The sequence below is a fragment of the Bradyrhizobium sp. DOA1 genome (assembly GCF_001593325.1).
Lineage (GTDB): Bacteria > Pseudomonadota > Alphaproteobacteria > Rhizobiales > Xanthobacteraceae > Bradyrhizobium.
Genome location: NZ_JXJM01000001.1, coordinates 158,875 through 185,246, shown reverse-complemented (window position 1 = coordinate 185,246; position 26,372 = coordinate 158,875). Strand labels below are relative to the sequence as shown.

The 26,372-nt window shown below is 64.7% G+C and carries 25 protein-coding genes; 10 read left to right on the top strand and 15 right to left on the bottom strand.

The features are described 5' to 3' along the window. Positions 1-73 precede the first annotated feature (73 nt). The 10 genes from SE91_RS00855 to cysG form a co-directional block, all read right to left on the bottom strand. Complete coding sequence (locus SE91_RS00855; protein WP_061846239.1) at positions 74-574, bottom strand: CAP domain-containing protein; 501 nt, start codon at positions 572-574, stop codon at positions 74-76. Positions 575-752: 178 nt separating this feature from the next. Continuing rightward, positions 753-1,787, bottom strand: coding sequence for a sulfate/molybdate ABC transporter ATP-binding protein (locus tag SE91_RS00850; protein ID WP_060737157.1), 1,035 nt, complete (start codon positions 1,785-1,787; stop codon positions 753-755). Then, complete coding sequence (gene cysW, locus SE91_RS00845; protein WP_061846238.1) at positions 1,777-2,688, bottom strand: sulfate ABC transporter permease subunit CysW; 912 nt, start codon at positions 2,686-2,688, stop codon at positions 1,777-1,779. Before cysW ends, SE91_RS00850 begins: the two co-directional genes overlap by 11 nt. Before the next feature lie 8 nt (positions 2,689-2,696). Continuing rightward, positions 2,697-3,533, bottom strand: a complete 837-nt coding sequence (gene cysT / locus SE91_RS00840) for a sulfate ABC transporter permease subunit CysT (protein WP_082813629.1) — start codon at positions 3,531-3,533, stop codon at positions 2,697-2,699. 38 nt (positions 3,534-3,571) lie between these two features. After that, on the bottom strand, positions 3,572-4,573 hold the full coding sequence (locus tag SE91_RS00835; protein WP_144441613.1) for a sulfate ABC transporter substrate-binding protein: 1,002 nt from the start codon (positions 4,571-4,573) through the stop codon (positions 3,572-3,574). Positions 4,574-4,685: 112 nt separating this feature from the next. Next, positions 4,686-5,411 (bottom strand): phosphoadenylyl-sulfate reductase, encoded by a 726-nt coding sequence (locus SE91_RS00830; protein ID WP_061846237.1) that lies wholly within the window; start codon positions 5,409-5,411, stop codon positions 4,686-4,688. Continuing rightward, complete coding sequence (locus SE91_RS00825) at positions 5,408-5,923, bottom strand: DUF934 domain-containing protein (RefSeq protein WP_060737160.1); 516 nt, start codon at positions 5,921-5,923, stop codon at positions 5,408-5,410. Before SE91_RS00825 ends, SE91_RS00830 begins: the two co-directional genes overlap by 4 nt. Beyond that, a complete protein-coding gene (locus SE91_RS00820; protein ID WP_061846236.1) occupies positions 5,910-7,565 on the bottom strand; it encodes a nitrite/sulfite reductase in 1,656 nt (551 codons plus the stop codon). The genes SE91_RS00825 and SE91_RS00820 overlap by 14 nt, the downstream gene beginning before the upstream one ends. Positions 7,566-7,576: 11 nt before the next feature. After that, positions 7,577-7,894, bottom strand: a complete 318-nt coding sequence (locus SE91_RS00815) for a DUF2849 domain-containing protein (protein WP_008546782.1) — start codon at positions 7,892-7,894, stop codon at positions 7,577-7,579. After that, positions 7,891-9,327, bottom strand: a complete 1,437-nt coding sequence (cysG, locus tag SE91_RS00810) for a siroheme synthase CysG (protein ID WP_061846235.1) — start codon at positions 9,325-9,327, stop codon at positions 7,891-7,893. The genes SE91_RS00815 and cysG overlap by 4 nt, the downstream gene beginning before the upstream one ends. 244 nt (positions 9,328-9,571) lie before the next feature. Between cysG and cysD the strand changes: the two genes are divergently transcribed. From cysD to SE91_RS00790, 4 genes are all read left to right on the top strand, one after another. Further along, positions 9,572-10,366 carry a sulfate adenylyltransferase subunit CysD gene (gene cysD, locus SE91_RS00805; protein WP_008546797.1) on the top strand — a complete coding sequence of 265 codons (795 nt, stop codon included), beginning with the start codon at positions 9,572-9,574 and terminating at the stop codon, positions 10,364-10,366. A 12-nt stretch (positions 10,367-10,378) separates the two neighbouring features. Next, complete coding sequence (cysC, locus tag SE91_RS00800; RefSeq protein ID WP_061846234.1) at positions 10,379-12,295, top strand: adenylyl-sulfate kinase; 1,917 nt, start codon at positions 10,379-10,381, stop codon at positions 12,293-12,295. 383 nt (positions 12,296-12,678) lie between these two features. Beyond that, positions 12,679-14,844 carry a malate synthase G gene (locus SE91_RS00795; protein WP_061846233.1) on the top strand — a complete coding sequence of 722 codons (2,166 nt, stop codon included), beginning with the start codon at positions 12,679-12,681 and terminating at the stop codon, positions 14,842-14,844. Between the two features lie 146 nt (positions 14,845-14,990). Next, the gene (locus SE91_RS00790) at positions 14,991-15,191 is read left to right on the top strand and encodes a CsbD family protein (RefSeq protein ID WP_008546815.1); all 201 of its coding nucleotides are present in this window, start codon (positions 14,991-14,993) and stop codon (positions 15,189-15,191) included. A 129-nt stretch (positions 15,192-15,320) separates the two neighbouring features. Here the strand turns inward: SE91_RS00790 and SE91_RS35830 are convergent, their stop codons facing one another. Then, positions 15,321-15,476: a Thivi_2564 family membrane protein gene (locus tag SE91_RS35830; RefSeq protein ID WP_008546817.1), complete on the bottom strand. Its 156-nt coding sequence runs from the start codon at positions 15,474-15,476 to the stop codon at positions 15,321-15,323. Between the two features lie 271 nt (positions 15,477-15,747). On the opposite strand from SE91_RS35830, the gene SE91_RS00780 reads away from it, so the two are divergent. Further along, the gene (locus SE91_RS00780; RefSeq protein ID WP_061846232.1) at positions 15,748-17,841 is read left to right on the top strand and encodes a methyl-accepting chemotaxis protein; all 2,094 of its coding nucleotides are present in this window, start codon (positions 15,748-15,750) and stop codon (positions 17,839-17,841) included. A gap of 64 nt (positions 17,842-17,905) precedes the next feature. Here SE91_RS00780 and SE91_RS00775 read toward each other — a convergent pair whose 3' ends face one another. Both SE91_RS00775 and SE91_RS00770 read right to left on the bottom strand, forming a co-directional pair. After that, a complete protein-coding gene (locus tag SE91_RS00775) occupies positions 17,906-18,559 on the bottom strand; it encodes a DUF2865 domain-containing protein (protein WP_061846231.1) in 654 nt (217 codons plus the stop codon). A 44-nt stretch (positions 18,560-18,603) separates the two neighbouring features. After that, complete coding sequence (locus tag SE91_RS00770; protein WP_061846230.1) at positions 18,604-19,410, bottom strand: L,D-transpeptidase; 807 nt, start codon at positions 19,408-19,410, stop codon at positions 18,604-18,606. Positions 19,411-19,620: 210 nt separating this feature from the next. On the opposite strand from SE91_RS00770, the gene SE91_RS00765 reads away from it, so the two are divergent. The 5 genes from SE91_RS00765 to SE91_RS00745 all read left to right on the top strand — a co-directional run bounded on the left by SE91_RS00765 (position 19,621) and on the right by SE91_RS00745 (position 23,754). Further along, the gene (locus tag SE91_RS00765; RefSeq protein WP_061846229.1) at positions 19,621-20,733 is read left to right on the top strand and encodes an AI-2E family transporter; all 1,113 of its coding nucleotides are present in this window, start codon (positions 19,621-19,623) and stop codon (positions 20,731-20,733) included. A 76-nt stretch (positions 20,734-20,809) separates the two neighbouring features. Next, entirely contained in the window at positions 20,810-21,181 is a 372-nt protein-coding gene (locus SE91_RS00760; RefSeq protein ID WP_061850852.1) for an ElaB/YgaM/YqjD family protein, read from the top strand. A 91-nt stretch (positions 21,182-21,272) separates the two neighbouring features. Further along, positions 21,273-21,728, top strand: coding sequence for a hypothetical protein (locus SE91_RS00755; protein WP_061846228.1), 456 nt, complete (start codon positions 21,273-21,275; stop codon positions 21,726-21,728). A 188-nt stretch (positions 21,729-21,916) separates the two neighbouring features. Then, a complete protein-coding gene (locus tag SE91_RS00750) occupies positions 21,917-23,059 on the top strand; it encodes an OpgC domain-containing protein (RefSeq protein ID WP_061846227.1) in 1,143 nt (380 codons plus the stop codon). A gap of 83 nt (positions 23,060-23,142) precedes the next feature. Further along, a complete protein-coding gene (locus tag SE91_RS00745; RefSeq protein ID WP_061846226.1) occupies positions 23,143-23,754 on the top strand; it encodes a TetR/AcrR family transcriptional regulator in 612 nt (203 codons plus the stop codon). On the opposite strand, the gene SE91_RS00740 is transcribed toward SE91_RS00745, so the two are convergent. Both SE91_RS00740 and ureG read right to left on the bottom strand, forming a co-directional pair. After that, positions 23,751-25,412 carry a CHASE domain-containing protein gene (locus SE91_RS00740; RefSeq protein ID WP_061846225.1) on the bottom strand — a complete coding sequence of 554 codons (1,662 nt, stop codon included), beginning with the start codon at positions 25,410-25,412 and terminating at the stop codon, positions 23,751-23,753. The two genes, SE91_RS00745 and SE91_RS00740, sit on opposite strands and share 4 nt — an antisense overlap. Before the next feature lie 292 nt (positions 25,413-25,704). Next, a complete protein-coding gene (gene ureG, locus SE91_RS00735) occupies positions 25,705-26,328 on the bottom strand; it encodes an urease accessory protein UreG (RefSeq protein WP_061846224.1) in 624 nt (207 codons plus the stop codon). Between the last annotated feature and the right edge of the window lie 44 nt (positions 26,329-26,372).

Genomic DNA, 26,372 nt, shown 5'->3' with positions numbered 1-26,372 from the left:
GGGAACAGCAAAAGGCGAGCCACCGTGGCGACACTCCGCCACGGCGTCAATGCATCCCGGGATCAAGTCTGGCTTATCGCTCCGTCGAGGCCAGGATCATGGTCCAGAACACCTTGTATTTGGTGCCGGGAGCATAGGCGGCTGCGATGCCCAATTTTGTGACACCGCTCTTGAGCATGTTGGCGCGGTGGGGCGGCGAGTCGCGCCAGCCGGAAAATGCTTCCGCCAGCGTATGATAGCCGGCCGAGACATTCTCGACCGCCACGGTTGCGGGATAGCCGCCGGAGGCGAGCCGCTTGGCGAGCGGCGCGCGGACGTCATGGTCCATCTTGTTGGCAGCCGCCATGGCCTGAGACTGGGATTCGGCGAGCCGCATCAGGTCCGAATCGATCACGACGGTGCCGAGGGCGTTGTTCTGGCGGTACTGCGAGATCATCACGGCCGCTGCCTGCGCATCGAGCCTGGCGCCCGGGACCGCCATGTCGGTATACATCGACGGCTGCTGGACCGGCGCTTCATTGCCCGCACAGCCGGCCAGAAGCAAAGTAAGTGAGATCGCGGCCGCAGCGCGCATGAATCGAGCCCCCAAATGAAGGGCCGTTGTTGCATACCAACCGTGGCTGAAAGGTGAATTTTGAGGAAAATCTGAGCTGTCATTCCGGGGCAGCGCTTGGCGCGAACCCGGAATCTCGCGCCACAATCTCGAATTTCCGGGTCTGGTCCTTGAGACCATCCCGGAGTGACGGAGACTTCTACCCCGCGAAGATCCGGTAACGGCGCGGTTCGAGCCCGACCGTGTCGCCGGCGCGCAGTTCCCGGTCGCGGGGGGCGTCGATCTCGATGGTCTCGCCGCCTGACAGCGCAACCTCGGCGCGCTGCACGGGACCGAAATTGCGGACGTGCTGGACCGCGCCCTCGAAGGCGCCGGTGCCGGGCGGGCCGACCACCATGTCGTGTCGCCGCACGAACAGCTTTGACGCGCCGGGCGCAAGCCCATCCGCGGCAAGCGGAAGCTGCCGGTCGCCGAGCCTGATCACGCCATCGGATATCTGAACCGGAAGCTCGATGGACTCGCCGATGAAGCCGTGGACGAAGGCGGTCGCCGGGCTTTCATAGACGTCGTCGGGCGAGCCGATCTGCTCGATGCGGCCCTTGTCCATCACCACGACGCGGTTGGCGACTTCCAATGCCTCCTCCTGGTCGTGGGTAACGAAGATTGAGGTGACGTTGATCTCATGATGCAACGAGCGCAACCACTTTCGCAGCTCCTTGCGCACCTTGGCATCGAGTGCGCCGAAGGGCTCGTCGAGCAAGAGGATGCGCGGCTCGATCGCGAGCGCGCGGGCGAGCGCGATGCGCTGGCGCTGGCCGCCGGAGAGCTGGCTGGGATAGCGGTCGGCGAGCCAGTCGAGCTGCACGAGATCGAGCAGCTCCTTGACCCGCGCGCGGATCGTCGCTTCGTCCTTGCGAATTGCGCGCGGCTGCACGCGCAGGCCGAAGGCGACGTTCTCGAACACCGTCATGTGGCGGAACAGCGCGTAGTGCTGGAACACGAAGCCGACATGCCGCTCGCGCGCCCCCTGCGCCAGCGCGTCCTCGCCGTTGAAGATGACCTCGCCGGAATCGGGCCAGTCGAGGCCGGCGATGATCCGGAGCAGCGTGGTCTTGCCGGAGCCGGACGGGCCGAGCAGCGCCAGCAGCTCGCCGTCATGGACCTTGAGGTCGACGCCGTCGAGGGCCGCGAAGCTGCCGAACTTCTTGACGAGATTCTTGACTTCAATGGTCACGGGCTTCGTGTCCTTCGTCGAGGTGACGTTCGAGAACGGTCTTTGCGATCAGCGTGATCAGCGCCAGCATCGCCAGCAGCGAGGCGATCGCGAAGGCGGCGACGAACTGGTACTCGTTGTAGAGGATCTCGACCAGCAGCGGCATGGTGTTGGTCTCGCCGCGGATGTGGCCGGAGACGACGGAGACGGCGCCGAACTCGCCCATCGCGCGGGCATTGCAGAGCAGGACGCCGTAGAGCACGCCCCATTTGATGTTCGGCAGCGTGACGCGAAAGAAGGTTTGCAGGCCTGAGGCGCCGAGCGAGATGGCGGCCTCCTCCTCCTGCGTGCCCTGCTCCTGCATCAGGGGGATCAAGGCGCGCGCCACGAAGGGGAAGGTCACGAAGGTGGTGGCGAGCGCGATGCCGGGCACGGCGAACAGGATCTGGATGTCGTGATCGCGCAGCCAGCTGCCGAAATAGCCTTGCGCGCCGAACAGCAGCACGAAGACGAGGCCCGAGATCACCGGCGAGACCGAGAACGGCAGGTCGATCAGCGTGATCAGGAAGGTCTTGCCCGGAAATTCGAACTTCGCAATCGCCCAGGCGGCGACGAGGCCGAACACGAGATTGAGGCCGACCGAGATCGCGGCGACCAGCAGGGTCAGCTTGATCGCAGCCAGCGCCTCCGGCTCGGCCAGCGCGGCGAGATAGGCCAGGATGCCTTTCGAGAACGCCTGGGCAAACACGACCACCAACGGCAGCACGACGAAGACGGAGAGGAACAGCACCGCCAACGTGATGATGACGATGCGCACCGCCCTCGGCTCGGTGCGAAGACTGTCACGCGCCGCCGCCGCGTGCGCACGCGCCTTCTCGTCGGGCGGTGAGAGCGAAACGGAGTCTGCGATCTGCATCGTCATGGCCGCCCTCAACGCGCTGGGACCCGGCTCTGCGCCCAGCGCTGGAGCCGGTTGACGGCGAAGATGATGACGAAGGAGACGACGAGCATGACCACCGCGATGGCGGTCGCATCGGCGTAGCGGAATTCGGACAGGCGGATCACGATCAACAGCGGCGCAATCTCGGAGACGTTGGGCAGATTGCCCGCGATGAAGATCACCGAGCCGTATTCGCCGACCGCGCGGGCGAAGGCGAGCGCAAGCCCGGTGAGCAGCGCCGGCGCCAGCGAGGGCAGGATCACGCGGATGATGGTTTGCCAGCGGCTCGCCCCCAAGCTGCCCGCGGCCTCCTCGATCTCGGGGTCGAGATCCTGGAGCACCGGTTGCACCGTGCGGACCACGAAGGGAATGCCGATGAAGATCATGGCGACGAAGATGCCGACCGGGGTGAACGCGACCTTGAGGCCGAGCGCCGCGAGCGGTGCGCCCAGCCAGCCCTTCTCGGCGAACAGTGCGGTCAGCGCCACGCCGGCAACCGCCGTCGGCAGCGCGAACGGCACATCGACGATAGCATCGAAGATGCGCCGGCCCGGAAAGCGGTAGCGCACCAGCGCCCAGACGATGATGCTGCCCATCACCAGGTTGACGCAGGCCGCTGCGAACGCGAGGCCGAAGGAGACGCGGAGCGCGTTCAGCGTGCGGCGGCTGGAGAGGATGTTCCAGAACTGCTCGGGACTAAGTTCGAGCGATCTCAGGAACAGGCCGGCGAGCGGAATCAGGATGATAACGGACAGCCAGGTCAGCGTCAGTCCCATGGTGAGACCGAAGCCCGGCAATGTCCGGCGTCTTGCTGCGAGTGCGCTCACCGGGCCCCCTGCTAAAAGCCTCCTAAGACAGCGCTCGATCAGTTCTTGTAGATCTGATCAAAGACGCCGCCGTCGGCGAAATGTTCCTTCTGCGCCTTGGTCCAGCCGCCGAAGACATCGTCGATCGTGAACAGCTCGACCTTGGCGAACGCATTCTCGTACTTCTTCGCAATTTCGGCGTCGCGAGGACGGTAGAAGTTGCGCGCGGCGATCTCTTGAGCTTCCTTGGTATACCAATATTGCAGGTAAGCGTCAGCCGCGCTCCGGGTGCCTTTCTTGTCGGCGACCTTGTCGACGATGGTAACCGGCGGCTCCGCCAGAATCGATTGCGGCGGTGCCACGATCTCGAATTTGTTCGCACCGAACTCCTTCAGGGCCAGGAACGCCTCGTTCTCCCAGGCGAGCAGCACGTCACCGACGCCGCGCTCGACGAAGGTCACGGTGGCGCCGCGCGCGCCGGTATCCAGCACCGGCACCTGCTGGAAGAGCTTCCCAACGAACTCCTTGGCCTTGTCGGCCGACCCGTATTTCTTCTGCGCAAAGCCCCAGGCCGCCAGATAATTCCAGCGGGCGCCGCCCGAGGTCTTCGGGTTCGGCGTGATAATAGCAACGCCCGGCTTGATCAGGTCGTCCCAATCCTTGATGCCCTTGGGATTGCCCTTGCGCACCAGGAAGACGATGGTCGAGGTGTAGGGTGACGAATTCTGCGGCAGCCGCTTCTGCCAGTCGGCCGTGGTGAGGCCCTTGTTCGCGATCGCGTCGATGTCATAGGCAAGCGCGAGCGTCACCACGTCGGCCTGCAAGCCATCGATCACGGCGCGCGCCTGCGAACCGCTGCCGCCATGCGACTGCTTGATCTCGACGCTCTTGCCGGTCTCCTTCTGATAGGCGGTCGCGAACGCCTTGTTGAATTCGGCATAGAGCTCACGCGTCGGATCGTACGACACGTTCAACAGGTTGATATCCGCGGCGAGAGCCGAGCTTGCCCACAACAGGGTTGCCGCGAGCGGGACGATACGGCGCATCATGTCCATCTCCATTCACCTCGACGACGTCGGCGTCGTCGATGGCACGCGGGCATAACTCGGGGCGAAACGCTCTTGAGTCAACGGAACCGGATTTTCTTGTTCGCAGCGTGGCAGCGCAAGCGTGCTACGAAATCTTCATCGTGTGAATGCCGCATTCTGTCTTGGCCCGACCTCGCCACCGACCGGCGCGAGAATCTTCGTCCTCGGTCGTTCTGCTCGTGCAGGGCATACACCCGACCGACAGATATCCCGACACAACCAGAGGATGCCGTGGCAATTTGGCGCGGGCAAAGATCGCCGCGATCTCCTCACGCGAGACGTTGGCGAAGGGATTGAACTTCAACCGCGCGCCGTCGTCCTCGACGACCGGGATGTCTGCGCGCGCATTGCCCTGAAAACGCTTGCGGCCATTGATCCAGGCCGAGAATGGCTTGAGGGCGCGCGCGAGCGGTTCCACCTTGCGGATGCGGCAGCAGGCGTCGGGATCGGAGAACCAGAGCTCGCGGTCGGGATCCTCGCGCGACAGCGTCTCTTCCGCGGGCTTGATCGACCGCACGTCCTCGAGGCCCAGCGTGGCGATCAGCGTATCGCGATAGGCCAGCGTCTCCTCGAACAACCAGCCGGTGTCGAGAAAGATCACGGGGATTGCGGGATCGACCTCCGCCATGACCTTGAGCAGCGCGGCGGATTCCGTGCCGAAGGACGACACCAGTGCGAGCTTGTCGCGCCCGACGGTCTTCAGCGCCGCGGCGATGACCTCCGCGGGCGAGGCATCGCGCAAGGCGCGATCGAGCTCGTCCGCCGGCGGCAGCGCAGAGACGGACGAAACCTGAGCGGTGATCGCGTTCACGTGCCGACACCTTCGGAGTGGCGCAGCTGCATCCGCCGGTGCAGCGCCGTGATCCGGCCGTCGCCGGTCGGCTGGTAGAACACCGAATAGCGCTTGGCGGTCTGCATGAAGGCTTCCGCATCCGCCTGCTTCTTGACCTCGAAGGCATCGAAGCCGGCGCGCAGCATGAACACGAACTGGTCGCGCAGAATCTGGCCGGTGGCGCGCAGTTCGCCTCGGTAATTGTAGCGCTCGCGCAGCAAGCGGGCCTGGCTGTAGGCCCGGCCGTCGCGGAAGGTCGGGAACACCAGCGCGACCGTCGCGAGCTTGCCGAGATACGGCACCAGCTCGGCGATGTCGCGATTGTTCGGCCAGATCACGCCGACCTTGCCGGCACGCTCGAGCAAGCTTTCCGCTTCACTGAGGAAGCGTTCGGCCGGCACGAGGATGTCGCCGCTCTCGGGCAGCGGCGTATCGACGGCGAGCTTGGCGAAGCCGTCGCCCGTGATCTTTCCGCCGTTAACGAGTGGCATAGACGCGCTCCTTGAAGGGTTCGACGCCGAGGCGCTTCACCGTGTCCATGAACAGCTCCTCCGGCCGCTCGCGCAGCGCCAGATAGGCCTCCACGACGTCTTCGATGACATCGGCGACTTCGTCGAACTTGACGCCGGGGCCGATCAGGGTCCCGAGCGCAGCGTTCTCGTCGGCACGACCGCCGATGGTGATCTGATAGACCTCCTCGCCGTTCTTCTCGACACCGAGAATGCCGATGTGGCCGACATGGTGATGACCGCAGGCATTGATGCAGCCCGAGATATTGATGTGGAGCCGGCCGATCAAATTGGCGAGCTCGTGATTGGCAAAGCGCCGCGTCAATTCCTGCGCGATCGGAATCGAGCGCGCATTCGCCAGCGAGCAATAGTCGAGACCCGGGCAGGCGATGATGTCGGTGATCAGGTTGACGTTGGGCGTCGCGAGCCCGAGCTTGTCGAGCGCCTTCCACAGCGCGGGCAAATCTCGCTTGGCGACGTGCGGCAGTGCCAGGTTCTGCTCGTGGCCGACGCGGACCTCGCCGAAGGAATATTTGTCGGCAAGGTCGGCCAGCGCGTCCATCTGCTCGGCGGTGGCGTCGCCCGGGGGGCCGCCGGTCGGCTTCAGCGAGATCGTGACGATGGAATAGCCCTGCACCTTGTGCGGGGCCACCGAGTTCTTGCGCCACGCCTCGAAATCAGGATCGACCGCGGCCTGCCGCAACTCATCCGGCATGTGCGGCAGCTTCTCGTAGGCCGGATAGGTGAAGCGCGAGCGGATGTCCTCGATCACCTCGTCGTCGATCTGGAGCGAGGAGTTGCGGATATGCTGCCACTCCTCCTCGACCTCGCGGGAGAACTTCTCGATGCCGAGCTCGTGCACCAGGATCTTGATGCGCGCCTTGTAGATGTTGTCGCGGCGGCCGTACTGGTTGTAGACGCGCAGGATCGCCTCGATGTAGCTGAGGATATCGCGGCCGTGCACGAAGTGCTTGATGGTCTTGGCGATGAATGGCGTGCGGCCGAGACCGCCGCCGACCAGGACCTCGAAGCCCGTCTCGCCCTTCTCGTTCTTGATCAACCTCAAGCCGATGTCATGGATCTTGATCGCCGCGCGGTCATGATCCGACGCGGTGATCGCGATCTTGAACTTGCGCGGCAGGAACGAGAATTCCGGATGCAGCGTGGTGTGCTGGCGGATCAGCTCCGACCAGATGCGCGGATCCTCGATCTCGCCGGGCGCGACGCCGGCCCACTGGTCCGAGGTGACGTTGCGCATGTTGTTGCCGGAGGTCTGCATCGCGTGGATGCCGACCTCGGCGAGGTCTTCGAGCGCGTCCGGCAGCTCGGCGAGCTTGATCCAGTTGAACTGGATGTTCTGCCGGGTCGTGAAATGGCCGTAGCCGCGATCATATTTGCGCGCGACATGGGCGAGCGCCCGCAGCTGGTTCGTCGCCAGCGTGCCGTAGGGGATCGCGACGCGGAACATGTAGGCGTGCAGCTGCAGATAGACGCCGTTCTGGAGCCGCAGGATCTTGAACTCGTCCTCGGTGAGCTCGCCGGAGAGGCGGCGCTTCACCTGGTCGCGGAACTCCGAGACGCGCTCGTTGACGAGCGTGCGGTCGATTTCGTCGTAAGCATACATAAGAGAGTGCCTTAAACCTGGGCCGGCTGTCCGATGGTGACGCCGGTGCGGCGGATCTGTTCGCGCAGATTGCCGGGAACGATCTTGCCGTCGGCACCGATCTGCACCGGCGCGATGTAGGGACCGATCGCGCCGACGTCATCGGCGACGGACTCCGCAAGCAACGCCTTGGCCTCGTCGGAGTTGCGCACGATCGCGGCTTCCGACAGGTCAGCGGACCAGCCCTTGGCGGCGGTGCGGTAAACCACGATGCCGTCCCAGGTGCGGTTGGCGGTCACGACCGAGGGGCCGGCGATCTTGATTTTCTTCTGTTCAAGCGGGGAGGTCATTCGGCTGCATCCAGGAGGTCAGAGATGATTTGAGCTGAGTTCTTCGTGGGACTTTCGCGGCTGAGCGAGCCGGCATGCCGGACCACCTCGCCGATGATGAGAATGGCGGGACCGCCCTGGACCCGCAGCACCAGTTCGGGCAGATCGCGCAGCGTGCCGATCGCGCCTTGCGCATCGGGACGCGTGACGCGGGCGAACACGCCGACCGGCGTCTCCGGCGAGCGGCCGGCGGCGAAGAGGCCAGCGCGGATGGCAGGCGCGGCGGTCATGCCCATGTAGACCACGACGGTCATCCTGGTGTCGGTCAGCGTCGACCAGTCCACGACTTCCGCGTCGCGCGCCTTGTGCGCGGTGAGGAAGGTGATGCGGGTCGCTTCGTGACGATAGGTGAGCGGCACCTCGAAATCGGCGGCGCCGCCGAGCCCTGCGGTGATGCCGGGGATGATCGAATAGGCGACGCCCGCTGCGCGCAGCGCTTCCACTTCCTCGCCGCCACGGCCGAACACGAAGGGATCGCCGCCCTTCAGCCGCACCACGCGCTGGCCGGCTTGCGCGGCCTCGATCATGCGTTTGTTGATGGCGTCCTGACCGATGCCGGGCTTGCCGACGCGGCGGCCGACCGCAACGCGCGTGGTGTCGCGGCGGATGCGGTCGAGAATCTCGGGCGAGACCAACTCGTCATGGAAGACGATGTCGGCATCCTGCAACGCCCGCAGCGCCTTGATGGTGAGGAGATCGGGATCGCCGGGACCGGCGCCGACCAGCGCGACCGAGCCTTCCGGCTTGTCGGCGCGCGCGAACGCGGTGGGATCGGCAATCGCCTTGAGCGCAGCGTCCGCCTCGCTTTTGCGGCCGGCGAGCACGGACGCTCCGATCGGACCGTCGATGACGCGCTCCCAGAAGCGGCGGCGCAGCGGAAACTCGGCAATACGCTCGTTGATGGATTTGCGGAAGCCGCCGATGAACTCGGCGAGCTCGCCGATGCGGGCCGGCAGCAGCGCCTCGATCTTCTCGCGCACGCGCCGCGCCACCACCGGCGAGGTGCCGCCGGTGCCGACGGCGACCACGACATCGCCGCGATCGACGATGGCCGGGAAGATGAAGCTGGAATGTTCGAGGTCGTCCATGACGTTGACGGGCAGGCCGGCTGCCTTGGCGCGCACCGACATGGCCACCCCGACATCACCGGCGCCCGCGCAGACAATGGCGATCACGCCCGTTAGATCGGCAGTGAGCGGATCACTGGTGGCGATCTCGATGCGCGCGGCGTCCTCGGAGCCAAGATTCAGATCCTGATCGCCGTCGATCGCATGCACGCGGATGCGTGCGCCGGCGGCGGCGAGCACGCGCAGCTTGGCGCGCAACAGCTCGCCCGCGCCGATGAGGACCACCGGACCGGCCTTGAGATCGAGAAACACCGGCAAGAACCGCATGCGATACTCGCTTCCCCACAATCGGGGTTGACTGGAATTATTTTCTATATATGTCTCGTTTCGAGCGCGCAAAGAGAAAATTTTTTCTTCTCTTCCGCACTGCAACTATAGAATTTTCGCCTCCAAACGCAAAGTGGCAGAGATGCATCTTCTCAAGGACGATTCCGCTGCTGATCGACTGGGCAATCCGGCGCTGGCCGAGCGCGGGCGCGCGCAAGAATTTTCCGCCGAGCTTGCCCCCAGCATGGACCATCTCGACCAGCTCGAGGCGCAGAGCATCTACATTTTTCGCGAGGCCTTTGCCCGGCTGAAGAAGATCGCCCTGCTGTGGTCGCTCGGCAAGGACTCCAACGTCATGATCTGGCTGGCGCGGAAGGCCTTCTTCGGCAAGATGCCGTTCCCCGCCCTTCATGTCGACACCGGCAAGAAGTTTCCGGAAATGTATCGCTTCCGCGATCATTACGGCAAAGAGTGGGATCTCGATCTGCGCGTCGAGCCCTGCCCGCCGATCGATGCCGTCGACCCGACGCTGCCGCCGGCCGCACGTTCCGCCGCGCGCAAGACCGAGGGCCTCAAGATGGCGCTCGCCAAATATGGCTTCGACGGTCTGATCGCCGGCATCCGCCGCGACGAGGAGGCGACGCGCGCCAAGGAGCGCGTGTTCTCGCCGCGCGGACTAGAAGGGAATTGGGACGTGCGCGACCAGCCGCCGGAGTTCTGGGACCACTTCAACGCCTCGCCGCCGCAAGGCGCGCATCTGCGCATCCATCCGATCCTGCATTGGACCGAGGCCGACATCTGGGCCTACACCAAGCGCGAGAACATCCCGATCATTCCGCTTTATCTGTCGCAGAACGGCAAGCGCTATCGCTCGCTGGGTGACCAGGACATCACCAATCCGGTCGCCTCGAACGCTGCGAGCATCGACGAGATCCTGATTGAGCTCGAACAGACCAAGGTGCCGGAGCGCGCCGGACGCGCGCTCGACCACGAGACCGAAGACGCTTTCGAGCGTCTGCGCGTCGCCGGTTATCTCTGACGCGAGCGCCCCATGAACATGATCGTCACGCCTGCCTCGCCCGCTACCCCGAACGGCACCACGCGTCCCCAGGTGCGCATCGTCATCGTCGGCCATGTCGACCACGGCAAGTCGACGCTGGTCGGCCGCCTGCTGCACGAGACCGGCAGCCTGCCGGAGGGCAAGCTCGAGATGCTGAAAGCCGTCAGCGCGCGGCGCGGCATGCCGTTCGAATGGTCGTTCCTGCTCGACGCGCTCCAGACCGAGCGCGACCAAGGTATCACCATCGACACCACGCAAATCCGCTTCCGCACCAATTCGCGCGACATCGTGCTGATCGACGCGCCGGGCCATGCCGAATTCCTGCGCAACATGATCACCGGCGCCTCGCAGGCCGATGGCGCGGTGCTGATCATCGACGCGCTCGAAGGCGTGCGCGACCAGACCCGCCGGCACGGCTATCTCCTGCATCTGCTCGGGGTGAAGCAGGTCGCTGTCGTCGTCAACAAGATGGACCGTGTCGATTTCAGCGCCGAGCGCTTCAAAGCGATCAGCGACGAGATTTCGGCGCATCTGAACGGCCTCGGCGTGACGCCGACGGCGGTGATCCCGATCTCCGCGCGGGACGGCGACGGCGTTGCCGCGCGCACCGACCGGATCTCGTGGTACAAGGGGCCGACGGTGGTCGAGGCGCTCGACGCCCTCGAGCCGGCGCGGCCTCTGGAAGCGCTGGCGCTGCGGCTGCCGGTGCAGGCGATCTACAAATTCGACGATCGCCGCATCGTGGCCGGCCGCATCGAATCCGGCAGCCTGGTTGCCGGCGACGAGATCGTGATCATGCCGGCCGGCAAGATCGCCAAGATAAAGACGGTCGAAAGCTGGCCGGTGACGCCCGTCGCCGGACGGCAAGGCGCGGGCCGTTCGGTCGGCATCACGCTGGACCGTGAGCTCTTCATCGAGCGCGGCGACATCATCGCGCATGCAGGCACCGCGCCGCGCGAGACGCGGCGGCTGCGCGCGCGGATCTTCTGGCTGCATGACAAGCCGCTGGCCAAGGGCGACCAGCTGCTGGTGCGGTCGGGGCCGAAGGAAAGCCGCGCCACCGTCGTGGCCATCGAGAAGGCGGTCGATCCCGGCGAATTGTCGAGCAGCGAGAACAAGGCGATCGGCCGCAACCATGTCGGCGAGATCGACATCTCCCTATCGAGCCCGATGGCCACCGATCCCTACACCGAAAATCCGCGCACCGGCCGCCTCGTGATCGAGGTGTCCGGACGAATCGCGGGCGGCGGCCTGGTGCTGTCGGTCGATGCCGGCCAGCGCGCCGTCCCGGTCGACATCGTGCCGGTGGAATCGGCGCTGCGGCCCGACGAGCGCTCCGCGCGCTACCGCCACAACGGTGCCGTGGTCTGGCTCACCGGCCTGCCGGCCTCCGGCAAGTCGACGTTGGCGAAAGCGCTGGAGCGGCGGCTGTTCAGCAATGGCGGCTCGCCGATCCTGCTCGACGGCGACACGCTGCGCGCCGGGCTCAACAGCGATCTCGGCTTCTCCGCCACCGATCGCAGCGAGAACATCCGCCGCCTCGCCGAGGTCGCGACGCACCTCGCGCGCAACGGCCACATCGCCATCGTCGCCGCGGTCTCACCGGCCCGCGAGGACCGCGCCACCGCGCGCCGCATCGCCGACACCGCGTTCCGTGAGATCCATGTCGCGACGCCGGCGGAGATCTGCGAGGAGCGCGACCCCAAGGGCCATTATAAGAAGGCTCGCGCCGGCGCGCTCACCTCGTTCACCGGCATCGGTAACGACTATGAAGCGCCGCAGGCCGCCGAGCTCGTGATCGACACGTCGACGCGGACGGTCACTGAGGCCGCCGACGAAATCGAGCAGATGCTGAAGACATCAGGCGTGCTGTTCGACGAAGTCGTGGACCTCGCTGCGAATATTTGAGGCGTGCGCTCCGCTTGGGGCACGCCCCGGGCCACATGAACGGTGTCGTCCTGGCGAAAGCCAGGACCCATACCGCGTGATCCATTCCTTGGGTTCAGTCGCAGTACCGGGCGACAAGCCGTGGCCAAACTCCTCCCTGGGGTAATGGGTCCAGGCTTTCGCCAGGACGACGTCGAGGAGAGGCCGAGCCCATTGCCTTCCCAGCGCACATTCCGCGCGCCCGCTCGCACCGCTCCTTGACATTTTGACAAGCCCCTGGGGGTCTTCTCACCGCCCCTTTTTTGGGGCTAATAGGCCCCCGAAAGTCGCCCCCAGCGGGCGCATTTTGCTGCTGTCGGGTCAAAAGCAGCCAAAAACAGCCATTTCCAACAAGAAAGCCCATCATGAAACGCGTCGACGCCCACGGATTGAAGATCGCTCCCGTCCTGTTCGATTTCATCGCCAAGGAAGCGGCCCCGAAAACGGGGATCGCACCGGATGCGTTCTGGGCCGGGCTTGCCGCCATCATCAAGGAGCTGGGGCCGAAGAACAGGTCGCTGCTCGCATTCCGCGACACGCTTCAGGCCAAGATCGACGACTGGCACCGCGCCAACAAGGGGAAGGCGTTCGACCTCGGCGCCTATACCGCCTTCCTGAAGGAGATCGGCTATCTCGTCCCGGAGCCGGCGACGCAGCAGGTCGAGACCGCTGATGTCGACGAGGAGATCGGCAAGATCTGCGGCCCGCAGCTCGTGGTGCCGCTCACCAATGCGCGCTACGCGTTGAACGCGGCGAATGCGCGCTGGGGCTCGCTCTATGACGCCTTCTACGGCACTGATGCGATTCCGCACGATCCGTCCGAGAGCGGAAAGGGTTACAACAAGGCGCGCGGCGACAAGGTGATCGCCAAGGCCAAGGCTTTCCTCGACGCCGCCGCGCCGCTGGCGACTGGCAGCCACACCGACGTCACCGCCTACAGCGTCGTCGCAGGTCAGCTCGCGGTGAAGCTGAAGAGCGGCAACGCCACCGCGCTGAAGAACGCCGCCCAGTTCGCTGGCTTCCAGGGCGCTGCGGCAGCTCCAAGCGCCGTGCTGCTCGTCAACAACGGCCTGCATGTCGAGGTCAAGATCGACCGCAGCAGCGCGATCGGCAAGGACGATCCGGCCGGTGTCGCCGACATGATCATGGAAGCCGCGGTCTCGACCATCCTGGACATGGAAGATTCGGTCGCTGCCGTTGATGCCGAAGACAAGGTGCTGGTCTACCGCAACACGCTCGGCCTGATGAACGGCACGCTGTCGGCCGATTTCGAGAAGGGCGGCAAGACGCTGACGCGCGCGCTCAATGCCGACCGCCTCTACAAGACGCCTGACGGCAAGGGCGAGCTCAAGCTGCATGGCCGCAGCCTGCTGCTGATGCGCAATTGCGGTCACCACATGTTCACCGACGCCGTGCTCGACGAGAAGGGCGAGGAAATTCCGGAAGGTCTGCTCGATGCCGCGGTTTCCGGCCTGCTCGCCATTCACGATCTCAGGGGCAACTCCAAGGTCAAGAACAGCCGCACCGGATCGGCCTATATCGTCAAGCCGAAGATGCACGGCCCGGACGAGGTGTCGCTTACCTGCGAGATTTTCGACCGCGTCGAGAAGATGCTGGGCCTGCCCGAGAACACGCTCAAGGTCGGCATCATGGACGAGGAGCGGCGCACCACCGTCAACCTCAAGGCCTGCATCCAGCGCGCCTCCAAGCGCATCATGTTCATCAACACCGGCTTCCTCGACCGCACCGGTGACGAGATCCACACCTCGATGGAAGCGGGTCCGATGATCCGCAAGAACGAGATGAAGGCGCAGGCCTGGATCAAGGCCTATGAGGACTGGAACGTCGACATGGGCCTGACCTGTGGCCTGCCCGGCCACGCCCAGATCGGCAAGGGCATGTGGGCCGCGCCCGACAAGATGGCGGACATGCTGGCGCAGAAGCTTGGCCATCCGCAGGCCGGCGCCACCACCGCCTGGGTGCCCTCCCCGACCGCCGCGACCCTGCACGCGCTGCACTACCACCAGGTCAACGTCGTTGCGCGCCAGCAGGAGCTGACCAAAGGCGGGCCGCGCGCAAAGCTCTCGGACATCCTCACCATTCCGGTGTCGAAGTCGAATTGGGCGCCCGACGACGTCAAGCAGGAGATCGACAACAACTGCCAGGGCATCCTCGGCTATGTCGTGCGCTGGATCGATCAAGGCGTCGGCTGCTCCAAGGTGCCCGACATCCACGATGTCGGCCTGATGGAAGACCGCGCCACCTTGCGCATCTCCAGCCAGCATCTCGCCAACTGGTTGCATCAGGGCGTGATCACCGAGGCGCAGGTGTTGGAATCGCTTAAGCGCATGGCCGTCGTCGTCGACAAGCAGAATGCAGGCGACCCCATCTACAAGCCGATGGCGCCCGCCTTCGACGGCGTCGCCTTCAAGGCGGCCAGCGATCTCATCTTCAAGGGACGCGAGCAGCCGAACGGGTACACCGAATACATCCTCACCGCGCGCCGCCGCGAAGCCAAGGCTCTTGGATGACAAGGCTGCGGGCTGAGCGAAGTCACGCAAACGTCAAAGCCCCGGCGCGTGCCGGGGCTTTTTTGTTGGACGAAACGTCGCGATGCACCGCGGAACTGGCTGCGCGGGGGTCGCGTTGTCGGGCCATCAACCAACGGGAGATGGTCATGGACTGGAATCGGATCGAAGGAAACTGGAAGCAGTTCAAGGGCTCGGCCAAGGAGAAATGGGGCAAGCTCACGGACGACGACCTTCAACTGATCGAGGGTCGGCGCGAACAGCTCGAGGGCCGGCTTCAGGAACGTTACGGCAAGGCCAAGGATCAGGTCCGCCAGGACGTCGACGACTGGCTCAAGTCGTTGCATTGAGACAGCAAGAAAGAAGCCCCGGCCAAGCCGGGGCTTTTGTTTCGAGGTGTAGCCCAGATTAGCGAAGCGACATCCGGGACCTTGTCGCGGCGCCCCGGATATCGCTGCGCTCATCCGGGCTGGAACCCGCTAGAATACCGCCAGATATTTCAGCAGCGACACGATACCGATGATGATGACGATCACGCGCGCAATCTGCTTGGCGCGGCCGTCCATCGGCAGCATGTTGATGAGATAAAGCACGAGAATGACGACGAGAAAGGTGACGAGTACGCCGACCAGCATCGCTAGGACCCCCCTTCAGGCAAATAGCTGACATTGTCCTAACGCGCACCTCCCTCATGGGTTCCACCTCGGCAACCCCTTGCAACTTCTAGTATTTCCGTAGTTTTACGATCGGCCGGCCTGCCTAAAACTTTACCCTTTTGCTCTCAGATGCAGAAACCGTCAGGGCCGTCGGCCGCAAAACCATGCGATCGCCGGCGCCGCTACGCGCCCATTTGTCGATGTTGCCGGGCGTCTTCGCGAACTTTGCAATGGGAATTGGGGGACTTCGATGCTGAATCGTCTGACCGTATCCGCGCTGTTGAAGGCGGTGATCGCGATCACGTCGGTCTGCGTGGTGATCGCGCTTTCGCTCACCGCCTACGAATCCTGGGATCGCCTGAAAACCGCGAGCCGGATCTCGCAGATCGCGGGCGCGTCCGCCGACCTGTTCAAGGCGATGCACAATCTGCGCACCGATCGCTCCACCACCAACCGGCTGCTGAACGCGACCGAGCCGATGGACGCTGAGATCGAGAAATATCTCCGTGGATTGCGCGATACCGAGATGCCGGCCATGGCGCGCGCGCTCGAACTGCTGCCGATGATGAGCTTCCCGCAATCGGGCACGCTGGTGCCGGAGCTCGCGCGGCTCTACAAATTGCTGAGCGAGCAGCAGAAACAGTTCTGGGAGGAAGTCGCCAAGCCCAAGGACCAGCGCCGTGCCGGCCTGCCCAAGGAATACATGGAGACAACCCAGGGCCTGCTCGAAACGCTCGACAAGCTCTCCAACGGCCTGGCCGCCACCGTCAATCACCAGGACGCCGTGATCGACCAGTTGCTGGCGATCAAGCAGACCGCCTGGCTGCTGCGCAACACCGGCGGCGAAGCGTCTCTGGTGATCTCGACCGGGCTTGGCGCCGGCAAGATCGGGCCTGAGGCCCGCTATAGCTACACGCAACATGTCGGCGGTACCGCCGCCATGTGGAAGGCGCTGGAATTGTCGACCTCGGGCATGCAATTGCCGCCCGCGCTCGCCTCGGCACTGGCCGGGGTCAAGACCGCCTATTTCGACCCACAATATCTCGCCCTGCGCGATCGTCTCGCAGACACACTGGTAAAGGGCGAGAAGGCCGAGATGACGGCCAATCAATGGAGCCCGTTCACGGTCGGCCGCCTCGCAAGCGCGGTCGCCGTTGCGGAAGCCGCGCTCGATGCCGCAAAGACGCATGCGTTGGAGCAGCACAGCTCGGCGCAGCGCGCGTTGATGCTGCAGCTCACTCTCCTGGCGCTCGCGATCGGACTTGCTATCGGGGCGGTCATCCTGGTCAACCGTCGTGTCATCCACCCGCTCAACACCATCCGCGATGCGATGCTCAAGGTGGCCAGCGGTGACCTTGCCGTCGACAGCGGCTATCTCGACCGCCGGGACGAGATTGGTGCCCTTGCCAGCGCCTTGGAAACCTTCAAGCAGCAGGCCGCCGAGAAACTGAGGATCGAGGCGCAGGAGCGCGAACGCAATGTCGGCGCGGCCGCGCGCCAGCGCGCGGTCGAGGCCTATGTCGGCGAATTCGAGGGAGCGGTACGCAAGACGCTCGGCGAATTGAGCGAAGCTTCCGGCGAGATGCGCAAGACCTCGGGCGACCTCTCCGCCGTGTCGCGACAGACCAATGACCGTGTCCAGGTGGCCGGCAAGGCCTCCAATGACGCCTCCATGAGCGTGGACAGCGTGGCCGCCGCCGCCGAGGAGCTCTCGGCCTCGATCAACGACATCAGCCAACAGGCCGCCCATGCCGCAGGCATCGCCAGCCGCGCCGTGAACCAGGCGCGCGAAACCGACAGCACCGTGCAGGGGCTGGCGCAATCGGCGGGTCGCATCGGCGAGGTCGTCGGCTTGATCAATACGATCGCGGCGCAGACCAATCTGCTCGCGCTCAACGCCACGATCGAGGCCGCGCGTGCCGGCGAAGCGGGTCGCGGGTTTGCGGTCGTCGCCTCCGAGGTGAAATCGCTGGCGAGCCAGACCGCGAAGGCGACCGAAGAGATCTCTGAGCAGATCGCCGACATCCAGAAGGTCGCTGGCGACGCCATCAACGCCATTCAGGCCATCGGCGGCATCATCGGCGAGGTGAACGAGGTCGCGACCGCGATTGCGGCTGCCGTGCAGGAGCAGGGCGCAGCCACGCAGGAGATCACCCGCAGCACCCAATATGCGGCGCAGGGCACCAAGAACGTCTCGGACAATATCACGGGCGTCAAAGCCGATGCGGACGCCGCAGCCGGTGCTGCGGAGAACGTCAAGCACGCCTCGGAGACGCTCGAGACGCAAAGCCGCCAGCTCGGTGAGCAGGTCAGCGATTTCCTGGGCAAAATCCGCGCGGCGTAGCACGCCAACGCGCCGCTCGCGACGCCGTCCTGGCGAAAGCCAGGACGACATCGAAGACCTTCCTCTATTCCTTCGCCACCACCGGCACCTGGCGGAATCTGGCCCGCACCGATTCCGGCAACGGCGAGAAATTCATCGCGACGCCGCGGCGGTCGTTGGCATTGCGCGTTGCGACCACCAGGCCGCCGGCGCCCGCGACGATGTCGCCCTTGCGTAAGGTGGGGTCGTCCTCGACCTTGACCTGGGCGAGCCCCGCCGGATCCTTGCCGTTGCAGGTGCAGCCCGCGACGATCTCGTTGCGATAACGGAAGGCATTCGGCAAGTCGGAATAGGATTTTCCCTTCTCCGTCGTGGCGTCGTCGATATTGCTGCCGTAGACCAGAGAGGTTTCGGACGCCGGGCAGAAGCTCTTGCAGGATTGCGCCTTGCTTTCGGCATCGCTTCCCTGCGCCGGGAAATAGCGGCCGTCACATCCGCGCACGCAATAGGCGGTGCCGCCGCCATAGGCGGCCCGCTGTCGCGGTACGTCGTAGCGCGGCATGTCGTCATGCGGGAACGGTGTCCGGATCTCCGGCGGCGGCCGCATCCGGAAACCACCGAACAATTGAGAGAAGAAGTCTTGTGCATGCGCCGACGGCGCCAGCGCGAGACCGAGACAAGTTATCGCGACAAAGGCCCCGGCAACGCCGGCTAGCTTGGCGATCGAGCGTGTAGTCATGTGACCTCATTCAAACCAAAGGCGCGCTTCGTCCCGAATGCGGGTTAGTTCACCGACGACGCCGAAATGTTCAGCGCCTGCCGGCCCGAAGGCAGCGCGGTCCCGGCCGGACGCTTGCGCACGGAATCACCTCCCCTGGCCATCAGAGGCGCGTTCTTCGGCAGCACAACGACCTTGGCACCGACATTGACGCGGCCGAACAGGTCGATGACGTCCTCATTGGTCATGCGGATGCAGCCGGACGAAACGAATTTGCCGATGGTGCTGGGATCGTTGGTGCCGTGGATGCGGTATTCGCTCGAGCCGAGATACATCGCACGCGCGCCGAGCGGGTTGCCCGGGCCGCCGGCGACGAAGCGCGGCAGATAGGGCTGGCGCGCGATCATCGTAGCCGGGGGATGCCAGTCCGGCCATTCCGCCTTGCGGCTGACGCTCTGCACACCCGACCAGGTGAATCCCTCGCGGCCGACGCCGACGCCGTAGCGGATAGCGCGGCCCTGGCCGAGCACGTAATAGAGATAGGTGTTGTTGGTATCGATGACGATGGTACCGGCGGGCTCGCTCCGGTCGAAGCTGACGATCTGCCTGCGCAGACGGTCGGGCAGCTGGGCGTCCTCGTCGGCAGCCTGCGGCGCCTCGTTGACGTCGGCTCGGGAGTAGCCTTGCGGGTATCCCGGGGAATAACCTTGGGAATAGCCCTGGTCCTGCGGATAGGCCGGCGGCTGCATCGGCGCATAGCCGAACGTCTGCGCGCTCGCACCAGCGAGGGGCAAACTGAGCAATACGGTCGCGAATGCACAGGTGGTGACGGCGCGCGGTGAAAAGCGGCGGGCGAGAGAGAACCTTGTCATGTGCTGCCCCGTTGGATGTGCATCTGGGGTGATGCTGCCTCCAACAAACGCGGCCCGACCGACTCGGGTTCCCCCGACGTTTACGGCAGCCAAGTCACAGTCAAGCGAGCACATCTTCACGAAGGCGCGATGGAACCGTCGCGGCATCCGTCCGTTATGGAAGCGTCAATGGGCGCGCGGATCGCTAGCCTTCCGTGCGGGAGAGATATTGTGCGCGTCCTACCCAGCGAACGTTTGATTCCCAGCAACAGCGAAGGCGAACCGCTTCCCGACAGCCACACCGAGCTACCGCCGGTCATTCGCCGCACGGAGTTCGTCGCTTTCGCACTCGCCGGCCTGTTATTGATCGCGGTCCTCACCGTCCTCTATGTCGGAAGGGCGTTCTTCCTGCCCGTGGTGATGGCCTTCGTCACCGGCACCATGCTGTCGCCGGCGGCGAGCTTCCTCGAACGGTGCAAGGTGCCGCGCGCGCTCGGTGCCGTCCTGATCGTGATCGCCGGGACCGCGGTGGTCGCTTTTGTCGTGGCGCTGATCGCCTCGCCTGTGATGGAATGGAGCACGCGCCTGCCCGAGCTCGGCGCGCAATTGAGAGACAAGCTGCACGTATTCGACCGGCCGCTGGCGTTGTGGCGCGAGCTGCAAACCATGATCGGAGGCTCGGAAGGATTTCCCAGCATCCATATGCCGAAGGTCGAATGGGTGCAGCCGACGCTTGAATTCCTGTCGCCGACCTTCACCGAATTCCTGCTGTTCTTCGTCACCCTCATCCTGTTCATCGCCAGCTGGCGCGACCTGCGGCGGGCCATGATCATGACGTTCAGCGACCGCGACGCGCGCCTGCGCACGCTGCGCATTCTCAACGAGATCGAGGTTCATCTCGGCAACTATCTGCTCACCGTGACCCTGATCAACATCGGCGTCGGCGTCGGCACCGGCCTCATCTGCGCGCTCACCGGCATGCCCAATCCGGCCGGGCTCGGCGCGCTAGCGGCAACGCTCAACTTCATCCCCATCATCGGACCGGTCGCGATGTTCGTGGTGCTGGTGGTGGTGGGCCTCGTCGCTTTCCCCACCATCGGCGGCGGCCTCATGGCCGCGCTCGCCTTTGGCGGCCTCACCTTCCTGGAGGGGCACTTCATCACGCCGACCATCATCGGCCGCCGCCTGGCGCTGAATGCCCTTGCGGTCCTGCTGGCGCTGGCGTTCTGGACCTGGATGTGGGGTCCGATGGGCGCGTTCCTGTCGTCACCGCTGCTCATCGTCGCGCTGATCCTCAAGGAGCATCTGCTGCCGGCGGATGCGCCGCATCTGCCGCAGGCCTGACGGTTTCCGTGAACGGAACTTCCCCGACGACGAAACGTTCTCCGGCTATCTCAGCCGCAACAGTTTGGAGCTCCCGATGTCCACGCCCAATGCCGAAGCCGGGATGAAGGACTGGACCGACAAAGCCACCAGAGAACGTCTCGAAAAGGATGTAGCAGCCGTGAAAAGCGATATCGCCGCCCTCACCGACCAGATCACCGACGCGCTCAATACCTTCGCCAATTCCACCAGCAAGCAGGCTCGCCGAGGCTATCGCCAAGCGCGCGAGAACGTGGACTCCGCAATGGACGACATGTCCGAGCGCGGCAGCGCGATGATGGAAGCTGCGCACGACGCCTACGGCTCGATCGAGGAGACGCTGGAAGATGCGATCACGCAACGCCCGCTCGCGACGGTTGGGCTGGCGCTCGGGATCGGTTTCCTGATCGGTGTCGCCTGGCGCCGGTAAGTTTCGGAACGAACATTGAGACGGCGGCGCTGCCGTGCCGCCGATGCCGGCGCCTGGTGTTTTGGCTTGTCGGGGATTGAGGAGCAAGGCCATGTTTCAACGCATCATTGACGGAATCAGTGCCTCTACCGGCACGACGGTGCGGCTGACCTCCCTGGCTGCCGGCGCGGCCTTCGCGCTCTTCATCACCACATGCTTCCTGTGCGCGGCCGCGTTCATCTCGGTCCTCGAGAAGTATGGCCCGGTGCAGGCCTGCCTCGCGGGCGCCGGCGTTTTCTTTTTGCTCACCTTGGCAGCCTCAGTGAGCTATTGGGCGTATAAGCGGCAGCTGCGCAAGGAAGCTCACATCGCGGCCGAGCGTGCCGCGAAGTCGACGGCGCAGAGCATGCTCGCAGATCCCATGCTGCTCGCCACGGGCCTCCAGATCGTCCGCGCCATCGGTATCAAGCGGCTGTTGCCGATCCTGGCGATCGGCGGCGTCGCACTCGGAATCATGGCCAGCCGCGCGGGTGTTTCCGACGAGGCGCAGGCCGAGCCCGCTGAATGACGCTTCGGGCGGGGCAGAAAATTTCGTTGTAAGTGCGCCGCGCGCATCTATCGGAATTCCGGACGAGGGCACGCCGCGCATCTTGCGCCACGCGCAGGGAAGTCGGCCGTCATCACGCAAACGCTACTCGGATGGGCGGGCGGTTGCCGCTAAAAGCGTCGCCCCTGATTCCAAAAGTCTTTTTCGCGATGAAACCGTCCGTCAAGGCGAACCTCGCCGCCTTCCAACCCGACGCCAGGCTGTATTTGACGCTCGGCATCGCCAATTGGTCGGTTTTCGTCGACCACATCCCGAACAACATCGTCAACCTGCTCACGTTGCGAAACTTCGGCTTCAGCGGCGCCGCCGATCTGTTCGTGTTCGTGGTGGGCTATGGTGTCGCCATCATTCACGGCCGGATGGCGCTGGAGCGCGGCTACGTCGTCGCGGCGACGCGTATCTTCCGCCGCGTCTGGCGGCTCTACGCCGCCTATGTCGTGCTGTTCGTGATCTATATCGACACCATTGCCTATGTCGCCCGGCAATCGATGGCGCCGGAGATCATCCACGAATACAACATCTCGGGGATCCTCGAGCACCCGCTGCGCATCCTGATCCGCGGCCTGGTGCTCCAGGAGGAGCCGCTGAACCTCGACCTCCTGCAACTGATGATCCCCTTGATGGCTTTCTATCCGCTCGTGCTGTGGGGCCTGCTGCGGCGGCCGAACGTGACGCTCGCGGCATCGGTCGCGCTGTATCTCGCCGCGCGCTGGTTCGACTGGAATTTCCGGGTCTATCCGGACCAGGAATGGACCTTCAATCCGCTGTGCTGGCAGATGCTGATGGTGCTGGGCGGCTGGTTCGCCGTGACAGGCGCGCCCGGCAAATCGCTACGCGGCATGCCCTGGCTGCGGATCGCCGCAGGGACCTATATCGTCTTCGCGATGGCGGTCACCCTGATGCGCCATTCGCCGGCATTGTCGACCTATTTGCCGAGCCTGCTCCTCGACGGCATCGCACCAACCGACAAGGAAAATCTCGCGCCTTATCGCGTGCTTCACTTCCTCGCGCTCGCGTTCCTCGCGACACATCTCATTCCAGCCGATCATCCCGGCCTGCAATTGAAGCCGCTTCAGGCGGTCATCCGATGCGGCGAGGAATGGCTCGCTGTGTTCTGCGTCGGCGTGTTCCTGTCCTTTGCCGGCCATCTCATCCTGATCACCGGGCCCAATCTGGTGGCGATGCAGATCGTGGTGAGCCTTGCCGGCTTCGCCGCCATGACCGCGGTCGCTTACTACATCTCCTGGTCGAAGTGGCAGGACCTGCCTGCCGCCCTGCGGCAGCAGACGTAGCAAAGTCCGATTCCCCTAGGCCCGCCGCCGTAGCTGGGCTATGCGAAGCGGGAGCGGAATGCGCGAGGAGACCAGGCCAGCTCATGGCGAAAATCGAGGATGAAGGGGCTGGCAGCACGCCGCCCCGGCGCGGCCGGCCGCGATCGATCGAGACCACCAACGCCATCCTCGAAAGCGCCTATGCGCTGATGGCTGCCACCGGCCTTGCCGCCACCACCATCGACGCCGTCGCACGCCACTCCGACGTCTCCAAGATGACGATCTACAAATGGTGGCCTTCGCGCGAGGCGCTTCTGATCGACGCCTTCCTGTACCACGCTGCACAGATGCTGCCGCTGCCTCCGGAGAGCTCCGGTACGCCGGCCGCGCGCGCACGCCGCCATGCCGCGGCCTATGCCGAGGCGCTGCAGGGCGAGTTCGGCAAGGTGCAGCTCGCCGTGATCTCTGAATGCATCTCGAAGACCGGCTCCGCCGAGCTGTTCTACGCCCGCTATCTGCAATTCCGCCGCGACGCGCTGGTGGAGATGATTGCCGCGGGCCAGAACGACGGCAGCATCCTAGCCGAGGGGTTGCCCGAGGATCTCTACGACGCGATCTATGGCGGCCTGTTCTACCGCTACGTCTTCGGCATTGCACCGATCACGCCGGCCTATGCGCGCAAGCTGGTCGATCTGGTGTTGCGGCCGAAGGCTTAGCCTCGCACGGGCCGCACCGGCGCCGAGAGCTTGTCGGTGCGGTCGCGCTCGGTCATGTCGACCACCGTCTCCATCGGCGCGGTCAACTCGTAGACATAGGAGACGTCGGTGAAATAGCGCTTGGCGGTGCCCCCTAACGCCTCGGGCGCGACGCGGTCGAGCAGGATCAGCCCGAAATCGGAATCGGGACGGCGCGTCGCCTCGCTGGTGTTGAACTCCTCCCAGCGGAAATTGAAAATCTCGTCGGCGCCCTCGCCCGTCACCGTCCAGTTGGCGGTGATGTTCGGATGCTTGCCGACCAGCGACAGGCCTTCGTCGGAATGCGAGGCGAGCTCGAAGAACAACAACGACAGGCTCTGCGCCGCGCGCGCGCTGACCGCAATGTCGGGGCCGGTGACAGCGATGCGATCGGCATGCGGGATGGCGCGCGCCTCGAACAAGCCTTTCAGCTTGACCCCCTGCCACTGACTCTCGCTGAGCAGCGAGACCACGTTGGACATGGCGTGGATGCGGCCGATCAGGAGCTCGCGCGCGACGTCGATGTCCGAGCCGTGACGCAGCGTGCGCGTCACGATCGACTGGATCACCGCCAGAATGTTCTTGACCCGGTGGTTGAGCTCGTCGATGACGGCGGTCAGCCGGCGCTCGAAGCCGATCCGCACCTGGATTTCGCGACTGAGCCGCAGATTGTTGTAGGCGACATAGCCGAACAGGCCGCACACCATCGCGGTGATGGCGAAGCCGATCGCTGCAACGATGATGGCGGTCTGCTCGGCGCGCCGGGCCGAATTGGCTTTTGCGTAATAGCTGAGCTGCCAATCGCGGCCGCCGAAGCTCACCGTGCGTGTCGCCGACGGCGCCTGTCCGTCTGTCGCCGCTACGCGCGCGGAGACCACGCCTTGATCGTTGGCAACGAGCTCGCTGCCACCCTTGCGCGGATCCCTGAGCGCGACCGAGAACAACGACATGTCGTCGTTGGTCAGCATCAGCGTGGCAAGCTCGTAGGAAAACGTGACGAACCCGGCCGGCTCCGTCGCTCCCTCGGGAATGACCGGCGCCGCCACGATGACGCCGATCGGCCCGTCGCGGCGAAGCAGAGGGATCGGGTCCGAGGCGATCGACCGTTTCTCGACCCGAGCGCGCGTCAGCATGGCGCTGCGAACCGGATCCTGATCGTAGCTGCGGCCGGGCAGTCCCTTGGTCTCGTTGCTCCGCGGCTCGAGATCCAACAGCACGTCGATCGGCTGGGTGACATCGACCGGATTGATCGGCTTGTCGTCATAGGCGCGGATCTGAGGCTGCGGAAAGCCGGCGCCGGCAATGGCAGCCTGCGCCGCCGCGAGTTCGTTCGGCTTCAATCGGGCAATCCACCCCGCGACCACGAAGTCGGTCTTGAAGGCGTAGATGGCGGAGCGCAACGGCTCCAGCATGTTCGGCTTGATCACGGATGGCGTGCGGAACAGGCCGGAGGCGACACGCGCCAGCAACTCCCGTTCGGTGAGACGGTCCTGAACCAGGCTTGCGTGAACATCGATCGCACGCGCAAGCGCAATCCGGTCCAGCGCCAACTCCTGATCGTGGACGCGATAGGCCGCAAGCCCGGAGAGCAAGACTCCGAGCAGAGCGATGAAGCCGATGATGAAACCCAGCCGGACCACGCGACTACTCAAGCGAAAGCAAAGGGTCGGCAATAAACACAGAGCATATGAACGCCGCTCGAACGGCCATGTGCCGAAACAGGGTGGACCCCAATGGCGGAGATAATGGAGGAGGAGGCATCAGTACGCAACGTAGGTCGCCTGAAAAGCTTAATCCGGCCGGCCGCATCCGGCCGGCGCAGGATGCGCCAGAGGCTCAGGAGGTAGTTAATCGCCGTGTCCGAAATTTGTTCCGCAGTTGCGGCCCGAAGCCCGGCGTTATGGCGAAAAACGCCTGCGCCAAGTCGTCGCGTCAGCCCGCCCGGGTCAGCCCGCCCTTGGTCTCGATGAAGCCGACAATGCGATCCAGCCCCTGGCTCTGCTTCAGGTTGGTCATGACGAAAGGCCGCTCGCCCCGCATGCGCTTGGCATCCGTTTCCATCTTTTCCAGGGAGGCGCCGACATGGGGGGCCAGATCGATCTTGTTGATGACGAGGAGATCCGACCGGGTGATGCCCGGCCCCCCCTTGGACGGGATCTTGTCGCCGGCGGCCACATCGATGACATAGATGGTGAGGTCGGCCAGTTCCGGGGAAAAAGTGGCAGCCAGATTGTCTCCGCCTGATTCGATCAGCACCAGATCGAGGCCGGGAAATTTCGCGCGCATGTCCGCGACCGCGGCGAGATTCATCGAGGCATCCTCGCGGATGGCCGTGTGTGGGCAACCGCCGGTCTCGACCCCCGCGATGCGATCCGGCGTCAGCGAGCCCGAGCGCACCAGGAATTCCGCATCCCATTTGGTGTAGATGTCGTTGGTGATTGCGGCGATGTCATAGCGCTCGCGCATGGTCTTGCAAAGCAGGTCCATCAACGCCGTCTTGCCCGATCCGACCGGGCCGCCGACACCGACACGCAAGGGGCCGTGAGATTTCGACATGTCGCTCGCTCTTTCCTAACGTCGTCCCGGCGCAGGCCGGGACG